Raw genomic sequence first — 16,388 nt, 5'->3', positions numbered from 1 at the left:
CTCAACGTTAGAAACTGGGTCTAAATGCCCATAAACGCTGTGTCACCACTTTAATTTCTTTGGCTTTTTTATTATTGCCATTCTCATTATTATTGTTAGGCGTGCTGTTATTCGCATTACTCCCTACTGCCGCGCCAGTATCAGTCGCAATTTTACTAATCAATACGGTTGCAAACCGTTGTCTTTGTTGACCAAGACTTGCACTATCCGTTGCGGTAATAACGCCATAAGGCTTGGCTATCGACTGCGAGCAGTGGTTTAATGCCTTTCGCTGATCATCATTTAAGCTGCTCAACATCGGCAATTTCCACACATCATCGATAGAGGCTAACGCCTGCTTTGCCCGCATATCGACCAATCCCTGCATCTGTTGGCTGGTTGCGCCATCTATCAGTGCAGCCAGCAAAACTGGACTGGCCGTATTGACATTAATAGGCACATAATATGGAACCGCCGTAATATAAGGACGTAGTGCCGCTAATACTTCAGCATTTACCCCTCGAATCTCTTGCAATTGATCGACACTGACCAATGCTTGATTGGGCAAAGTCTTACTCGCTGAGCCACTTGATTGCTGAGAATAAACCACACTCTCATCACCACCATCTTGATAAACGTCGCTATCCGTATCTTGATAATCAAGAACAGCAATAGCAATATCAGGTTCCAGATTTAATTGTGTCAACAGTCTTTGAAATATGGCTAAGGCGGCACTATCAACCGCGCCATTCTGATATAAGTTATTAATATTAAAACGACTGGCTTCATCGCGCAATTCGATACTGATGCTATGATTGGCTAAAGAATAAGGCGGCAATGGCTGCGCCCAAATGTCTTGCTCGCTATCTGTGTCATTCAGCTTATCGTCAGCACGAATCATCGTGATGGCTAATTGCTGACCAGCATTGATATCTTGTGACAGCTGATTTTGATCAAACAATAAGCCGCTGCGCCTAATAGCAATCTTTTGACTGGCAAGCATCGCTCCCGCTACCACGGTAATACTGACCACCAATAGTAAGATAGTGAGCAGCGCTACTCCGCGCTGAGAGTGCGCTATCATTGACTTAAGCCGCCTTTATTATTGACCCAGTGGTACATTTTAAATATTACTTCCTGCATTGTTATTTACATTGCTATTCGGGTCGTCATTATTAGTCTTATCACTACTATCGTTATTGCTACCCATTGCCATTATTAGCAGCATTGTTATTGCTTTTGTTGGTATTGTTAATTGGCATTGGTTGAGGAGCAAGCGCCCACTGCCAAGTGATGGGCATATCCTGATAAGTAAAATTGACAGCAATGCCTTTGGGCAATAAAACCACTGCTGGCTTGGCGCTTACAGCATTGGTCGTCTGCCCAGAGGTTTGATTTGTACTGCTATTGCCGTTATTACTGCTGTCTTTATTGGGAAATTTGGTGCTCAGTTCAGGTAAATATGCTTGCCAACGCCCTGCGGTGACGCCTTCGAGTAATACACTGTCTAGGCTGATGCTATCGCGCCCACCATCGATGCTGGTATATTGACGGCGAATTAAACGCTCATCGGCAAAAATGTATTCGATATGTTGGACACTCATGCTACTTTGATAACGTGGATCAGGGTCGGCAAAACGAACAAAGCTGACATGCTCACCATCCAAGCTCACAAAAGGCTCAGGCACTGTTTCATTGGCTTGGGCGCTATTGTTTGTGCTATCACTGGCGTTTGTACTGTTATTTGTCACACTGATATTTTGAGTATTTGGTATTTGATAAGGGATAATTTGACCCATGTCTTGCTGTAGCTGCAAATAGGCATATTGCAAAACAGCTAAGTTATCAGCATGAAATTGTGCACGTTCGCGAGCGCGGTTGACGCTATCAAACACTTGCCAGCCAGCCACCGCCAGCATCGCAAATATTGCCATGGCAACCATCAATTCAAGTAGCGTAAATCCACGCTGCGACTTCACGGATTGCCTCCAGACTGCCCTGCAATATCAGCACCCAAACTGCTTAAGTCCAAACTGCCAACGTCTTGCTCCACATTGCTCAATATTACGTTGATATCAGTCACGGCGGTACGCGTCTGTCCATCTATAATGGGTGCGACAGCGATATTCACCTCTTTTAAAGCGGGCGTAATGGCATCACTAACCGTCATCACTACTTGCCAATCACGCCCTTGAGCATGGATTGTTTGTGTGCGATTGGCCGTCAGCCATGTCTCTTGGATACGCAAATCAGCGGCCGCATTCTGTGCGACAAAATGTGCCAATGTACGTGTGCGTAAGACATCCACTGAGCTGAGATAAGCACTACTGGCACGGCTAGCAGCCACAGCAACAACTGCTAAAATCGCTAACGCCACCATTACCTCAATCAGAGTAAAGCCGCTTTCATGCTTTGATAGCATTGGCTTTTTGTTTATATCAGCAGATATAATGCCATCCTTATCTATCATCAGCTACAGTCCTTGTCCGATCGTCATACTACCATCAGGCATAATGGTAATGACCTCGCCCACCAGACGCGAATTATGCAGCACCTCAATGGTGACAGGCGTTGCTTGCCCTGTACCAAACCATAATATCTGTGGGACTGCTTGATCGGCAAACCAAGGCTGCAATGTTTGCCCCTGTTCAGGCATTGATAGATTGCCAGCCTCCAAGCTTTGCACCCTTAAACTAACCCCAGCAGGTAACTCTGGCAAACTGACTTCTGGCTCAATCTCCCAGCTAGGCACTGGCTGTTGCTTTCCCATCGCCCCCGACCTACTTGTCAGGTCAGCAGACAATTCCATCGAATTTTTAGGCGTGCTGTCCATGCTATTTGACGGGGTATCATTGGTCTGATAGGCAATATAAGGATTTGATAAAGTCACAATCACAGGAGCTACTTGACCTTGTTTATCTGCTTGTAAACTTAAACCCATCGGCTGCATACGCTCAGCAGACAACAACCGTACATAGCTCAGTGAATCCGTTAAATGCTCATAAAACGCACGGTTTTTACGCGATTCACTACTGCCCACCGACAAGCTCATCATGCCGGCAAAGATAGATAGAATAACGACCACCACTACAATTTCGACAAGGGTGAAACCCTGTTGTGCCTGAGCAAGGCTTGAGGATTTATAAGGGGAAACGTAAGCGTTGTGTACTGGAAAGGATTTATGCTGATAAACCAGAGGTAAGAGATATCTATCCGTGTTTTTATACTGCAAATATTGATGACTTAAGTGTGAATAGCAAGTGACCGCTGAGCTGGACGGAATCTTGGCAGTGACCGGCATATTGCACCTATAAACCTATGAGTAGGTTGTGGCATGAAGAATAAAACTATAATTGGGCGCTAAAGCTGGTAAGCATATATCTATTTTTAGCATGGATGCACCGTGCTGCGATAATGAATATAGCAACACGAATTTAAAAAACTTGCGTTAAAAGACCATAAGTTGAATAAAGATATTAATAACTGGTATTACGGTGCTCTTCTGATCATATCGATTGCTCGACCAACTCCTGCATATCTTCATCCATCACCTCATCGTCAGCCGCAGGATAATGGCTCGGCAACTCAAGCATTTGCTGAACGAAGGCATAACGTAGGGTATCACGGCGACCCAAATACCGCTGGTAAAAGCTTGAATTTAATAGTCCAGCACCGCCCTGACCCATCGCCCAAATCGAGGACAAATAGTCGCGCGTGCTCAAACTACTGTGCTGCTCTTGTAAATACGCGCTGATAATGTCAATCAAGCGTTTCATACGCTGACGGCGAATATCATATAGCTCACCAAACAAGCGATTGAGACCCGTCACTGATGCCGCCAAACGCTCTTCGATTTGATTGAGCAACATGGCTTTTTGTGGGTTAAACAACTGCTGAAAGATCATACGAGCAACGCCTGCTGATGGACAATCATCAATACGATTAATCTCGAACAGTTGTTCTTCATAGCGGATAATAATACGCAAATAGAGTTCATCTTTACTGGAGAAATGCTTATACAGTGTACCTTTAGCCAGATCCAGCTGGTCTGCCAAACTGTCTAAAGTAATATCACCATCGCCCGACTCAAGTAGCAATTGCTCTGCCATCGCTAAGATATTCTCTTCTCGTGCCTTGAACTGATGCTGACGACTCATAATCTCTCCTAAAACCTGACAAGATTAAGCATATGACCATCGTGTGGATGAATGCATCGGCGACAAGCGTATAACGTCATACAAAGTCTGCTCGAAAACCACCAAAGGAAATATGCTTATGTTTGCTAAATAGTCATTGATAATCATAGGCTTACGCTCCACATCATAAGTACAAATAACGTAAAGCAACAGGACTGTATCATAAATGACTGAGTGGTCATAGCATAACCATTTTAGTGATACTGTGCCAGTAAATTCTCAAAGTTTTTTGCAGTTAATACCCCAACATCATCGCTACTACAGCCATACATCTCTGCCAGACAACTGGCGACATACGGTACGTAGGCAGGCTCATTCGGTCTACCACGCTTGGGCACCGGTGCTAGATAAGGACTGTCAGTTTCGATAAGCAGTCTGTCTCTAGGCATGTTTTTTGCTGCATCTTGAATCATTTGAGCATTTTTAAAACTAACAATGCCCGAAAATGAGATATAAAACCCTAAGTCAAGTGCACGCTTGGCCGTCTCCCAATCTTCGGTAAAACAATGAATAATACCGTGTTCAGCGCCTTCTGATTTTAGGATATCAATCGTATCTTCTTTGGCATCACGCATATGAATGACGAGTGGTTTCTTCAGGCTTTGACTGGCATGAATATGGCGAGCAAGACTGGCTTGCTGCTCTTTTTTGTTTTCCGTTGACCAGTAATAATCTAATCCTGTCTCCCCAATCGCCCATACATGGTCAGCATCAGCCGTTTCGATCAAACGCTCAACTGTCGCTGATTGCAAGACACTAATATCTTCACAAGGATGAATACCGACGCTCATGCCAAGATTTAGCGCCTCATCACCGTAGGTGCTGACAATATGAGCAATCTCATCATATTCAGCAAAATCACACATAATTGCCATTGCCCGAGTGACATTAGCAGTTTTCATCGCGTCAATCGCGCCAGATAATTGACCATCATACTTGGTTAAATCTAAGCGATTAAGATGGCAATGGCTATCAGTAAACATAAATAATCTCGTTATTAAAAAATAAATAAAATTTGTTAGAACAATAACTTACAACATAAAATTAGTAGTCGTAAGAGCATTAATTGCTCTGATAAGTGCGCTTTTCAAGTCATGATTAGCAAACTTATTTTTAGTACAAAGGCAGCTTTTAATGAAGCGGCACCACTCGCATTACTTCTTCTATGGTCGTCAGCCCTTCACTAATACGCTTTGCACCCGATAAGCGCAATGGCTGCACACCTTCGCGGTACGCTTGCTGCTTAAGCACATCTAAATTGGCATCGGCGGCGACCAGTTTTTTTAGCTCATTTGACAACGGCATGATCTCGTACAGACCAACGCGACCTTGATAGCCCGTATGGCGACAATGCTCACAGCCTTGCGCCGTATAAATTTGCGCTGGAGCGGGCGCACGCCAAGGCTGAACCAGTTCCTGCCACTGAACAGCAATTTCACTGTCTGGGACTACGTCTAGGGCTTTTTTGCAATGCGGACATAACGTGCGTAGCAAACGCTGCGCCATGACGCCTAATATCGTCGCTGAGGTTAAAAACGGCTGAATGCCCAAATCATGCAAGCGAGTAAGTGAGCTTGGTGCATCATTGGTATGCAACGTCGAGAGTACCAAATGTCCAGTGAGTGATGCTTGTACTGCCATATTGGCGGTTTCGGCATCGCGAATCTCACCAACCATAATGATATCTGGGTCTTGGCGCATCAAAGAGCGAATACCATCGGCAAAGTGCAAATCAACCCCTGGATTGACCTGCATTTGGTTGAAAGCAGGCTCAATCATCTCGATGGGATCTTCAATCGTACAGACGTTAACTTGCTCGGTGGCGAGCTGCTTAAGCGTACTGTACAACGTCGTAGTCTTACCTGAACCAGTCGGACCCGTAACCAAGATAATGCCATTTGGATGCGCGGTCAGCTCATGCCAAGTATCGAGCTGCTTACCTGACAAACCAAGCTGAGCAAACGAGCGCACCAGCACTTCAGGATCAAATACCCGCATCACCAGCTTTTCGCCAAAGGCAGTCGGCATCGTCGATAGGCGCAGCTCAGTTTCCAGACCCTTTGGCGTACGGGTTTTCAACCTGCCATCTTGTGGTTTGCGTTTTTCTGCCACATTCAGTCGTCCTAATATTTTAATCCGCGCCGTCACCGCGACAATGATTGCCAAAGGCATCTCATAGACGGTATGCAACACGCCATCAATACGAAAACGGACTTTACCCGTCTCACGGCGAGGCTCTAAATGGATATCACTGGCTCGCTGCTCAAAAGCATATTGCAACAACCAATCGACAACTCTGACAATATGTTGATCGTTGGCATCGGGGTTGGTATTGTCGCCCAGTTGCAGTAATGCCTCAACATTGGTGACATCAGCCGCCGCCCGCTTATGTACACTATTTGCTCCTGCAATCGCTTGGGTGACTTGGTAAAACTCTTGACGGTAGCGATTGATTTGCTCAGGATTGATATAAACCGTACGATAGCTTTTAGACTTGATTAATTTTTCGATACTTGTCTGCCACTCAGTACAAAACGGCTGGTCTGTACCGATGACGACTTCATCATTCGTCACTTCAATGGGCAAAATATGCTGTGAGCGGGCATATTCAAAGGACATCAGTTGGGTCACGGCTGGGACATCGACTTTTAATGGATCAATACGGACAAGTGCCATGCCTGCTTTGGCAGCCAACCATTGATTCAACCATACCAAAGTCAATTTATGCTCAACATTTTTATCCAGTGCATGACCGTTTGGCAGACCAAATTCACTGATGGTCAGGAGTGGATGCTGCGCTTTATCACGGCGGCTCGTCATCACTAAATTGTAACCACGCTGATCAATCACCTTATCTGCCAATAGTTCATCTAAGCACCAACGTAAATCAATCACGATTGAGTATTTCTGAGCAGACATATTTTTTTCTTCTTTTATTATTGAGGAGTGATTTATGGATAATTCATGCGGCAGTAATGGCGTCACTGGACATTATAAGCTCACTTTGACAACAGCCATTATCTGCAATTGCCCTGATTCTATCAACTGGAAGCTCACATCGACAGACTTATAACGCATGACAAACGGCGTATTTATCTCCGCGCGACGATAAGCTGGACGCGGGTCTTGTGCAATTAACGCTTTAATAGTCTCGATATCGGAAATAAGCAATTGCTCTTGCATTTGTTGAATAAGCGTCGCTACACTATTATTTTTTGCATGAATAGCTTTCTTATTATTTTTATTCTCAGTCTCAGTCCCATTGTCATTGTCATTGTCATTTTTATCGCATCGTCCAGCATCAACCAACGTCATAAATTGCTCGTAAGCAGACTCCGTGATAATTATCTCTAATAAATCTGGCGCAGTTGGCGCAAACCCGCTTTTTGCATTGCTGAGCGCATCGCTATAAGCGACATAGGGCTTAATATCGATAATCGGCGTACCATCTATCATATCTGCACCGCTAATAATAAGTAACACGCGCCCTTCTACAACCTCGATACTTTCAAGCTTGACGACAGATAACCCAAGCGCTGAAGGTCGATACATACTGCGACTGGCAAACACCCCTATTTTTTGATTGCCACCGAGCCTTGGTGGCGGACTTGCGCACGAAAGCCAGTGCCGCTTTTGCCAATGTGAGTGTCTTTATTGGTATAGTTATGATGAAACTGCCAACTGATCCAGATATGGCTGAACGCGTCTAAACCGGCAAATGCTGCTGGCGAGTCATAAGGCGCTATCATCTCAATGATACTGGTGAGCGCAACCAAATTCGGCTGGCGTGGCGCACCAAATTTCTGTGACAACGGGGCACGATGGTAGCCAATCATTGGCGCATGGTGGTAACCCGCCAAAGAGATATATCATCGGACATCATGTTTCTCCAAAAAACCGTTCAATAGTAAGCATCTGCTTTTATGAGAGCGTTTAGCGCATATTATCCAGTGATACAAAATTACTCACTAACGATATTCCATTTTATCATGCCGCATCGTCGCTGCCAGACGGATTTTTATTTTAAATTTTGGTATTATGAGCCATAAATTCGATGAGAGCCTTTATTTTTCAACCCTTATAAGCCATCTACAGCAACAGCCATTGCCGTGGTTTTACAGGAGACAGATTAAATCATATCTATCCTTAGACTTTATCAGTCCCTCTCCTGATTTTAAATGCTTAATAAGGTGTTAGAATATCGCCCCATGACGTTGGTTAAAACATCGGCTATGCTACTTACTTTGCGTGACAGAGGTTTTAAACGATTAGCTGTTCCAATAGTGATTGAAAATTTACTACTCTTCTATACCTTTTTTCATTGAAAATTTTAATTTAACACTCATTTAAACTTAATAAAACCGATAGCAACTTATTAACGAGGACTTTATGTCAAAACTTCGCACCGAAACGGTCACAGAGGTTCATCACTGGAATGACGCTTTATTTAGCATCAAGACAACTCGCGACGATGGCCTGCGCTTTCGTAATGGCGAATTTGCGATGATCGGAATCGTTGTCGATGGCAGACCGCTATTGCGCGCTTATTCGATTGCTAGCCCGAACTACGAAGATCACTTGGAATTCTTTTCTATCAAGGTTCAAGATGGCCCATTAACCTCGCGCTTGCAGCATATCAAAGTCGGTGACGAGCTGTTGGTCAGCAAAAAACCAACGGGCACTTTGGTACTAGATGATTTACTGCCTGGCAAAAACCTTTATATGCTCTCTACAGGCACTGGACTGGCGCCATTTTTATCGTTGGCACGTGATCCTGAAGTCTATGAACGCTTTGAAAAAATCATCTTGGTACATGGTGTGCGCCATATCGATGATTTGGCGTATCGTGATATGTTTGAAAACGAATTACCTAACGACGAGATCTTTGGTGAATGGTACCGTGAAAAATTCATCTACTACCCAACAGTGACTCGTGAGGATTTCAAAAATCAAGGTCGCGTGACTGACTTAATGACCTCAGGAAAACTCTTTGAAGACATTGGCTTACCACCGATGAATAAAGAAGACGACCGTGTCATGATCTGCGGTAGCATGCCATTTAATGCTGAAGTTTCAGCGATTTTGGACGATTTTGGTTTGACCGTTTCACCACGTATGGGTGTCCAAGCAGATTACGCCGTTGAACGTGCTTTTGTAGGCTAAACCATTTTTTTTGATTTAATTGAAAATTATATCAAATAATTCTTGACGGATAAAAATAGGCTGCTATAATATGCAGCCTATACAGAGTTAACCCTGTAGCCCAATTCGATAATCTCTATCTAATAGACCTTATCTTCTAACATGCCAGTGTGATGGAATTGGTAGACATGACGGATTCAAAATCCGTTGCCTAATAAGCGTGTCGGTTCGAGTCCGACCACTGGTACCAATATTAATAACAAATCAGCCTCCTCATTAGGAGGTTTTTTTGTGCCGGTAATATTATTGCTATACTTACTTCTCTATTTCAGATTGCAGCACCGCAATTATCTTAATGGGCACGGCAAACTCCCACGGCATGCCAGCATTGCAATAAAAATGTCCGTCACGAAATGACACGATATAAGCCGTAAAATCATTACCACAATGATCCATCATTGCTTGCTCATCACTATCATCACAAACCGCACCATACTTTTTTATCGCCGCGTGCTAGCATCGCCCTTGTTAAATTGCTCCCTTTTAGTTCATTATTCATCATCAGCTCCTTAGTCATTCTAAACTCTCTAACATCAAGCGTCTTAAAGAGTTAATTTTACCAAAACTCCATTTTCGTCTTGGCATGAGCGATAAGCAATGTCTTTTTTAAATGGTCATAGAGGCGCACAAGCATTACTTATTGTTTTACAGTCATCCATTAGCGCGGATACTATATTGTAAAACACCAGAATCAAAACTGTAACATCTAAATATGAGATTTATGACAAACGGTGAGGTGGATACGACAGATGGTGCAAGAGTACAAATGAGTTTGATTTACAGTAGACCTAGATCATTCAAGAGCAAAAATATGTTTGCTAAATACGATTTTTTTGAATTAACATCACTGTTTATCATTAACTAACTCTATGATATATAAGATTTATGACATATAAAATTATTCATATATCATTGCTAGCATCCTGCTAACCTAGCAAAGCTGTCTATCGATAAATCCAAATTTTGATACTCAATCAAAGCGCTTGAATCAGGTAAAATAGTGAGTATGACAACTTCTATAAATGCTAGCCCTCGTAAAATCATTCATATAGACATGGATGCTTTTTATGCCAGTGTGGAGCAGCGTGACTTTCCTGAACTGCGCGGTAAGCCATTGGTGGTTGGTGGCGATCCAAGTGGTCGCGGTGTGGTCGCGGCAGCCAGCTATGAGGTACGTAAATTTGGTGTACGCTCTGCCATGTCTTGTTATGAGGCGCGTAAACGTTGCCCAGAAGTCATTTTTGTAAGGCCACGTTTTGAGGTTTATCGCGCAGTTAGTAGCGATATTCGTCAGATTATGTACCGCTTAACGCCACACGTTGAACCATTGTCTTTAGATGAGGCGTATCTCGATGTTACAGGGCTCCAAGTCCATAAAGGCTCAGCGACCTTGATGGCGAACTGGCTAAGGGCACAAATACTAGCGCATACTGGATTAACGGCCTCAGCAGGTGTGTCGTTTAACAAGATGCTGGCTAAAATTGCTTCTGATATCAATAAGCCCAATGGTACGGCCATTATCACGCCGGCGGACGCTGATGTTTTTATCAGTACGCTACCTATCGAGCGCTTTCATGGTATTGGTAAAGCCACTGCCAAGCGCTTACATGCAATGGGTATAAGTACTGGCGCGGATCTCAAGCGAATGCAAGCGGCTGTATTGGTGCAAGAGTTCGGCAAGCGTGGGCAGTTTTATCACGATATTGCCCTGGCGTGATGAGCGTGCTGTCAAATCTGAGCGCGCGCATAAATCTGGGGTTCTGAGACCACATTCAAAGACAATCTAAGTAATAACCATGAATTACGTATACAAATTTACGAACAAAATGCTGATGCCTTTCATCAACTGCAACAGCTGGTCGCCTATACCATTATAAAAGTTAAATACGCAGACTTCACTCAAATCACCCGCTCACACACGCTATCGACTGCCTTTAACAGTGCTGATTCTGCCCATTGGGTTGGACAAACTGTTTTTAGACATTCCTCGTGAGCTACCTATCCGCTTAGTCGGTGTTACTTTCTCTTCATTAGCACCTGCCGCCCAATGTTGCCGCAGTTAAATTGTTTGAATAACATACTGACGCTCATCGCTTTTATTATATTATTCTAAATTAATGCTTAGGCTATTTAATATACAAACCCTTTTGTGCGCATAAGTCCTTACTAAACTGCCCTTTCATGACATGGTTTCTGCTACAATTACGCCAAAATTTACATTCATTTAAAGATTAATTATGAACGATTTTCACACTATAGACTCTACTACTGCCGCCTCAATTGATGCCGAAAAAACAACAATGATTTGAATTATTTGAGCGTTGATGATTATGATTATGAGCTGCCAGACAGCCTGATTGCACGCTATCCTCTCTCACAGCGTTCTGCCTCAAAACTTTTGTATTTGCCCGCCAATAATCAAAAAGACTCTACGCTTGTAGAAGATCGCTTATTCACTGAGTTACCTGAGTTATTAAATGAAGGTGATTTGATTGTATTTAATGATACAAAAGTGATGAAAGCACGCCTCTTCGGACAAAAGGATACTGGCGGTAAGCTTGAAGTATTGATTGAACGTTTGGTTGATATCTCAGATTTAGAGACAGCGACTTTATATGTAGAGGCTGAAAAATCTGTAGAAGCTGCAAATGACAAACCCGTGAATCAAGAACATATTGCACTTTGCCATGTTAAAGCCAGTAAAGCGCTCAAACTTGGACAACACTTGCAGCTTGCTGACGGTCATATGAAGGCGGTGATGATTGGTCGTCAAGACAACTTATTTATTTTAGCGTTTGATGCGCCGATCTTGCCGCATTTAGAGCTTTATGGCGAACTACCTATTCCCCCCTACTTTGAACGCCATGCGGATGAGACAGACAATACTCGTTATCAAACGGTTTTTCATGATCCAACCAAGCTTGCGAGTGTGGCTGCACCGACTGCAAGCTTACACTTTGATGAATCGGTACTGAGCAAACTTGCGGCAAAAGGTATTCGTACGGCTTTTGTGACTTTACACGTTGGCGCTGGTACATTTGCGCCAGTAAAAACGGACAACCTGCTCAATCACACCATGCATAGTGAGTATGCACATTTACCACAAGCAACCGCTGAGCTCATCAATCAAACCCATGCGAATGGTAAACAAGTCATCGCTATTGGCACCACGGTCACACGCGTGCTCGAAACGGCGTATCAAAAAACAGCCGTTAACGGGCAGCCTCTCTCCAGCTGGTCTGGTGATACCGATATATTCATTTACCCAGGGTTTAAGTTTGGTGTAATAGATCGACTGTTGACCAATTTCCATTTACCCAAATCAACGTTGTTAATGCTGGTGTCGGCATTTTCGGATAAAGATGCCATTGAGCATGCTTATCAACATGCGATTAAAGAACACTATCGCTTCTTTAGTTATGGTGATGCAATGCTGCTCGATAGAAAGCGAGATTAAACAATACTCAAACATTTTTTGTATTGTCCACAACAGTTGTGAAATAAACTGGTAAACTAAATGGTATTTTGTTATAACAGCACAGATAACTTATATCTTAAAGGTCTGCACATGTCTTGTCATTTATCTCATCGGTTGACTACGGTACATCGCGCGGTCTCGATGGCACTACTTTGTTCCGTAGGCTATGCGGCTCTCGTATCGAGTGCACAAGCTGCAACGATTGGTAAGACTGTTGTCACCTCTGCCCAACATGAGCCGCTAGCTGCGAGCATTGTGGTCAGTGATATTCGAGCCGCTGACTTTTCAGCAAGTTTGGCAAACTCTACTATTTATCAGCAAATGGGCTTGGCCCAAACTGATTCGATGACCGTACGTTTTAAACCTACCTCAGCGACCAGCGGTGAAGTATTTATTACTACTTCACAACCTGTATCCACACCTTTTGCTGATGTGGTTTTAAACATAAATGATAAGGGTCAACGCAACGTCATTCCCAAGACATTGTTGATGCCGCTCAATAGCCGTCTGCCCATTGACACGCCTAAAAATATCGTTACTGGCGCAAAAAAACCGAATCTACCCAGTGTGTCCTCTAATACGGCTAAACCGTTGACCGTTAGAGAAGGTGCACCGCCGCCATTAACATTATCGCCCATGCTAGCGACTACTCACTCGTCAACGAGCGAGTTGGTGGCGTCTAAATTGCCAGCACCTAATATCCAAGCACCTACAAAGACTCCTACCTCGCAAGGCAACAATCTTGCTTATGCGCCTAGCCGGCTAGATAATGGTCGTTTAAACAACGTTAACAATACTCTTAACGCTAACGACAATGATCGTAATCCAACCAGTCGATTAGACAATGGTCGCTTGAGTGCAAATGGCAACGTTACCACAATAGGTAACAGCAATATCAACCTCAATTCTGCTAAGAATGTAGCGAATGATACAGCCCTAGTCAATAACAAGACCATGCCAATAGATAATAGTCTATCAGCGACAGCTGTCACTGATAAACAGCTCGATATTTTGAATATCCAAGTCACTCGCCAGATACAGCCGAGTAGCAAATCAGAAGCTGGCATGATGGCCGCTTCTCCTATTATGCCAACGCCGAGTGAAAACAAAGCGAGTACACCAAATGCCAGTCTTGATACCAGCAATACAGCTGTCGCCACTGTCCCATCTAGTGTCACCAACAACGCCTCTATCAGTACGGCAGCCAGCACTACTACTGCGTCCCAATATCAAGTACAGCGCAACGACAGTCTATGGGTTATTGCACAGCAAATTGCGCAAGAAAATGACTTAGACATTCAAACAGTAATGAAGCAGATTCAGACACAAAACCCTGATGCCTTTATTAATAAAGACGCGGGTCAACTCAAAGCGGATGCCAAGCTTAGCTTACCCAGTTACGATGTTGTACCATCACAACAAAAACTAGAAGCGGCTATTAAAGCGCAAAGACAATATAGCCGCAGAGCAAACTCACCTGTGGTAAAAAAGGCTGCAAAAGCACCCTCTAAAAAACCGTCTGAAACAAATCAAGTCGCTAAACAGCGTAAAAAACCCATGATTACTAAAACACAAACGCTGCCAAAAGCACAATTTTCAGTGCTCGCACCTGGTCGTAATGGCAACGCAGATGGCACCCAAGCAACATCAGCAGCGGCAACAGGTAATGGTCTCAGCACAGATATATTAGCTACGCTCAAGGCCTCAAGACAAAGTACGGCAGCTCAAGCTCAGCAACTGTCAAAAACCAGCAATGCACTTGATAGCTATACAAGAAAAATTCAATTACAAAACCAAAAACTGGCTGAGCTCCAAGCTCGTCTCAAAAAACTACGCAATCAATAATTGCCTAACTGATCAACGCAGTGTGCTGTGATCATAGGCGTGGGAGTAACTATGGACAATATGCTATATATCATCGCCGGATTGGTACTTATTCTAATAGTAGCCGGTTTACTATTGTACAAAAAGAAAGCGCAAAAGCCCTCAGCGCAGCCGGGAATGAGTACCACTACGCCAGCTCCGATGCCAAAAACGGATCACAAAACTCCTGCCCAAAGCCACAAAGATGATGACAATAAATTTGATCATATTACGATTGCCCAGCGCTTCATGGATCAGCAGCGTTATGACAAAGCCATTGAAACCCTCAGTCGCGGCCTAAGCGAAAAACCGAATGATGGTCAATTGTCTGTTAAATTACTCAGTATATACGCGACTATTAATCAGCCAGAGAACTTTAACAAAGTTTATGATGCCATCAAGACGCAAAGCGAACCAAAAAGTCTTGCGCTAGCTGATGAGTTAAAAACTTTATTTTCAGAAGAGCAGAATCAAGTCGCAGCAAAAGAGGCACCCGTAGAAGATAATAGCCATTTTGAAAGCATAGATTTTGACTTACCGATTAATCAAATCGATAGTAAGAACGCGCTATCTGATCAGCCAGTAACCTCTGAAGACAACCGTAGTACGCTGATAGATGACAGCATGTCTAATTCGGCAGTAACAAACACATCTTATGAGTCCAGTCTTACTAGCGACAATGTAGAAGATAACTTTGATCTTACGCTGAGTGATTTAGAGAGTAATATTAGCGCATCTGAGGCGACTGATACGGCGCCAGTCACTTCATCATTAGAGATGACAGATGATGAAAGCCTGAACACTGCCAATATCGACAGAACTGATAATGATGTCGCGGTGTCCGCAGAAGATAATGATCTTAGTGATCTTAGTGATTTTGACTTCAGCTTTGATTCATCTGAAGAAACTGATGCGCAGGCAACGGATTCTGTCATTCCAGACCGCCCTGATAGTATCAACGATGAAATGACGCTAGAAGATGACGCGTTCATTTTAGACTTTGATGATCTAGCAACTGATGTCGATAAAGGTGTTGACGAAACTGCTGAAGCATTGTCTATCAACACTGTCCAGAATGACGAAGAAAATGATTTCACTTTGTCTTTAGACAGTCTCGATGCGCCAAACAACATAGAAACATTAACAGAAAGCGAAGCGCCTGTACTTGAAGAGAATAGTGATACTGATAACTTCATTATTGAAGAAGATCGTTTCGAAACTGAGAGCTTTGAGACTGAAAGCTTTGAAAATATTAATCTCGAAGCACAAGCGCTTGATAATAATGATTCAGAATATACTCTTGCTGAAGAATCTAGTGTAACACCGACAGCCCCGTTGCTATTCGATGATAACTCTTTATTAGACAATGAATTCGATACTCACTCTTCAACAGCACTCAGCCCAGTTGCTCCAATTGAGGACGAGTCTACCCTTACCGCCGAAGATGCTGCTGAAACAGCAGAAGACTTTTCCTCGCGCTTTGCAGCCGACTTTGACTTTGTCAAATCATTAGATAGCACCCAAGTTACGCTAGATTTGGCAGGCCAATATTTACAATTGGGTGAATACGACAGTGCCAAACGCTTATTGAATGAGGTATTAATTCAGGGCACTAGTGAGCAACAGAACCAAGCAAAAGTATTACTAGATCGTACTGCGTAAAAGCCCCA

General features: G+C 43.5%; 15 protein-coding genes, 1 tRNA gene and 1 pseudogene. 8 read left to right on the top strand and 9 right to left on the bottom strand.

Translation table 11 applies throughout. The features are described 5' to 3' along the window. Positions 1–7: 7 nt before the first annotated feature. The 8 genes and pseudogenes from gspK to tsaA form a co-directional block, all read right to left on the bottom strand. Positions 8–1,063, bottom strand: coding sequence for a type II secretion system minor pseudopilin GspK (gene gspK / locus G7Y90_RS09665; RefSeq protein ID WP_250162281.1), 1,056 nt, complete (start codon positions 1,061–1,063; stop codon positions 8–10). Between the two features lie 118 nt (positions 1,064–1,181). Continuing rightward, a complete protein-coding gene (gene gspJ, locus G7Y90_RS09660) occupies positions 1,182–1,958 on the bottom strand; it encodes a type II secretion system minor pseudopilin GspJ (RefSeq protein ID WP_250162280.1) in 777 nt (258 codons plus the stop codon). Further along, positions 1,955–2,449: a type II secretion system minor pseudopilin GspI gene (gspI, locus tag G7Y90_RS09655; protein ID WP_198329712.1), complete on the bottom strand. Its 495-nt coding sequence runs from the start codon at positions 2,447–2,449 to the stop codon at positions 1,955–1,957. Before gspI ends, gspJ begins: the two co-directional genes overlap by 4 nt. A 3-nt stretch (positions 2,450–2,452) precedes the next feature. Further along, positions 2,453–3,280, bottom strand: coding sequence for a prepilin-type N-terminal cleavage/methylation domain-containing protein (locus G7Y90_RS09650; RefSeq protein ID WP_227675913.1), 828 nt, complete (start codon positions 3,278–3,280; stop codon positions 2,453–2,455). 205 nt (positions 3,281–3,485) lie between these two features. Then, positions 3,486–4,136 carry a TetR/AcrR family transcriptional regulator gene (locus tag G7Y90_RS09645; protein ID WP_250162279.1) on the bottom strand — a complete coding sequence of 217 codons (651 nt, stop codon included), beginning with the start codon at positions 4,134–4,136 and terminating at the stop codon, positions 3,486–3,488. Positions 4,137–4,369: 233 nt separating this feature from the next. Continuing rightward, the gene (locus G7Y90_RS09640; RefSeq protein WP_198329713.1) at positions 4,370–5,158 is read right to left on the bottom strand and encodes a TatD family hydrolase; all 789 of its coding nucleotides are present in this window, start codon (positions 5,156–5,158) and stop codon (positions 4,370–4,372) included. Positions 5,159–5,306: 148 nt separating this feature from the next. Then, the gene (tfpB, locus tag G7Y90_RS09635; RefSeq protein WP_198329714.1) at positions 5,307–7,094 is read right to left on the bottom strand and encodes a type IV pilus assembly ATPase TfpB; all 1,788 of its coding nucleotides are present in this window, start codon (positions 7,092–7,094) and stop codon (positions 5,307–5,309) included. Positions 7,095–7,166: 72 nt separating this feature from the next. Next, positions 7,167–8,011 (bottom strand): annotated as a pseudogene (tsaA, locus tag G7Y90_RS17905) (tRNA (N6-threonylcarbamoyladenosine(37)-N6)-methyltransferase TrmO). Between the two features lie 553 nt (positions 8,012–8,564). Here tsaA and G7Y90_RS09620 point away from each other — a divergent pair. Together G7Y90_RS09620 and G7Y90_RS09615 are read left to right on the top strand one after the other, a co-directional pair. After that, positions 8,565–9,338, top strand: a complete 774-nt coding sequence (locus G7Y90_RS09620; RefSeq protein ID WP_055124273.1) for a ferredoxin--NADP reductase — start codon at positions 8,565–8,567, stop codon at positions 9,336–9,338. Positions 9,339–9,481: 143 nt separating this feature from the next. After that, a tRNA-Leu gene (locus tag G7Y90_RS09615) sits at positions 9,482–9,567 on the top strand. Positions 9,568–9,632: 65 nt separating this feature from the next. Here G7Y90_RS09615 and G7Y90_RS09610 read toward each other — a convergent pair. After that, on the bottom strand, positions 9,633–9,776 hold the full coding sequence (locus G7Y90_RS09610; protein WP_250162278.1) for a hypothetical protein: 144 nt from the start codon (positions 9,774–9,776) through the stop codon (positions 9,633–9,635). A 607-nt stretch (positions 9,777–10,383) separates the two neighbouring features. Here G7Y90_RS09610 and dinB point away from each other — a divergent pair. The 6 genes from dinB to G7Y90_RS09590 all read left to right on the top strand — a co-directional run bounded on the left by dinB (position 10,384) and on the right by G7Y90_RS09590 (position 16,380). Continuing rightward, on the top strand, positions 10,384–11,094 hold the full coding sequence (dinB, locus tag G7Y90_RS09605; protein WP_250162277.1) for a DNA polymerase IV: 711 nt from the start codon (positions 10,384–10,386) through the stop codon (positions 11,092–11,094). A 33-nt stretch (positions 11,095–11,127) separates the two neighbouring features. Next, positions 11,128–11,370: a DinB/UmuC family translesion DNA polymerase gene (locus G7Y90_RS18470; protein ID WP_349773417.1), complete on the top strand. Its 243-nt coding sequence runs from the start codon at positions 11,128–11,130 to the stop codon at positions 11,368–11,370. Continuing rightward, on the top strand, positions 11,318–11,440 hold the full coding sequence (locus G7Y90_RS17900; protein WP_284143713.1) for a hypothetical protein: 123 nt from the start codon (positions 11,318–11,320) through the stop codon (positions 11,438–11,440). Before G7Y90_RS18470 ends, G7Y90_RS17900 begins: the two co-directional genes overlap by 53 nt. Before the next feature lie 242 nt (positions 11,441–11,682). Then, positions 11,683–12,834, top strand: a complete 1,152-nt coding sequence (gene queA, locus G7Y90_RS09600) for a tRNA preQ1(34) S-adenosylmethionine ribosyltransferase-isomerase QueA (protein WP_250162276.1) — start codon at positions 11,683–11,685, stop codon at positions 12,832–12,834. 111 nt (positions 12,835–12,945) lie between these two features. Next, positions 12,946–14,700 carry a type IV pilus assembly protein FimV gene (locus tag G7Y90_RS09595; RefSeq protein ID WP_250162275.1) on the top strand — a complete coding sequence of 585 codons (1,755 nt, stop codon included), beginning with the start codon at positions 12,946–12,948 and terminating at the stop codon, positions 14,698–14,700. 51 nt (positions 14,701–14,751) lie between these two features. Further along, on the top strand, positions 14,752–16,380 hold the full coding sequence (locus tag G7Y90_RS09590) for a FimV/HubP family polar landmark protein (protein ID WP_198329718.1): 1,629 nt from the start codon (positions 14,752–14,754) through the stop codon (positions 16,378–16,380). Positions 16,381–16,388: the final 8 nt, after the last annotated feature.

It is taken from the genome of Psychrobacter sp. WY6, from assembly GCF_018448495.1.
Taxonomy (GTDB): domain Bacteria; phylum Pseudomonadota; class Gammaproteobacteria; order Pseudomonadales; family Moraxellaceae; genus Psychrobacter.
Note: the sequence above shows the minus strand (reverse complement) of the source record. Positions and strands in the feature narration are given on the sequence as shown.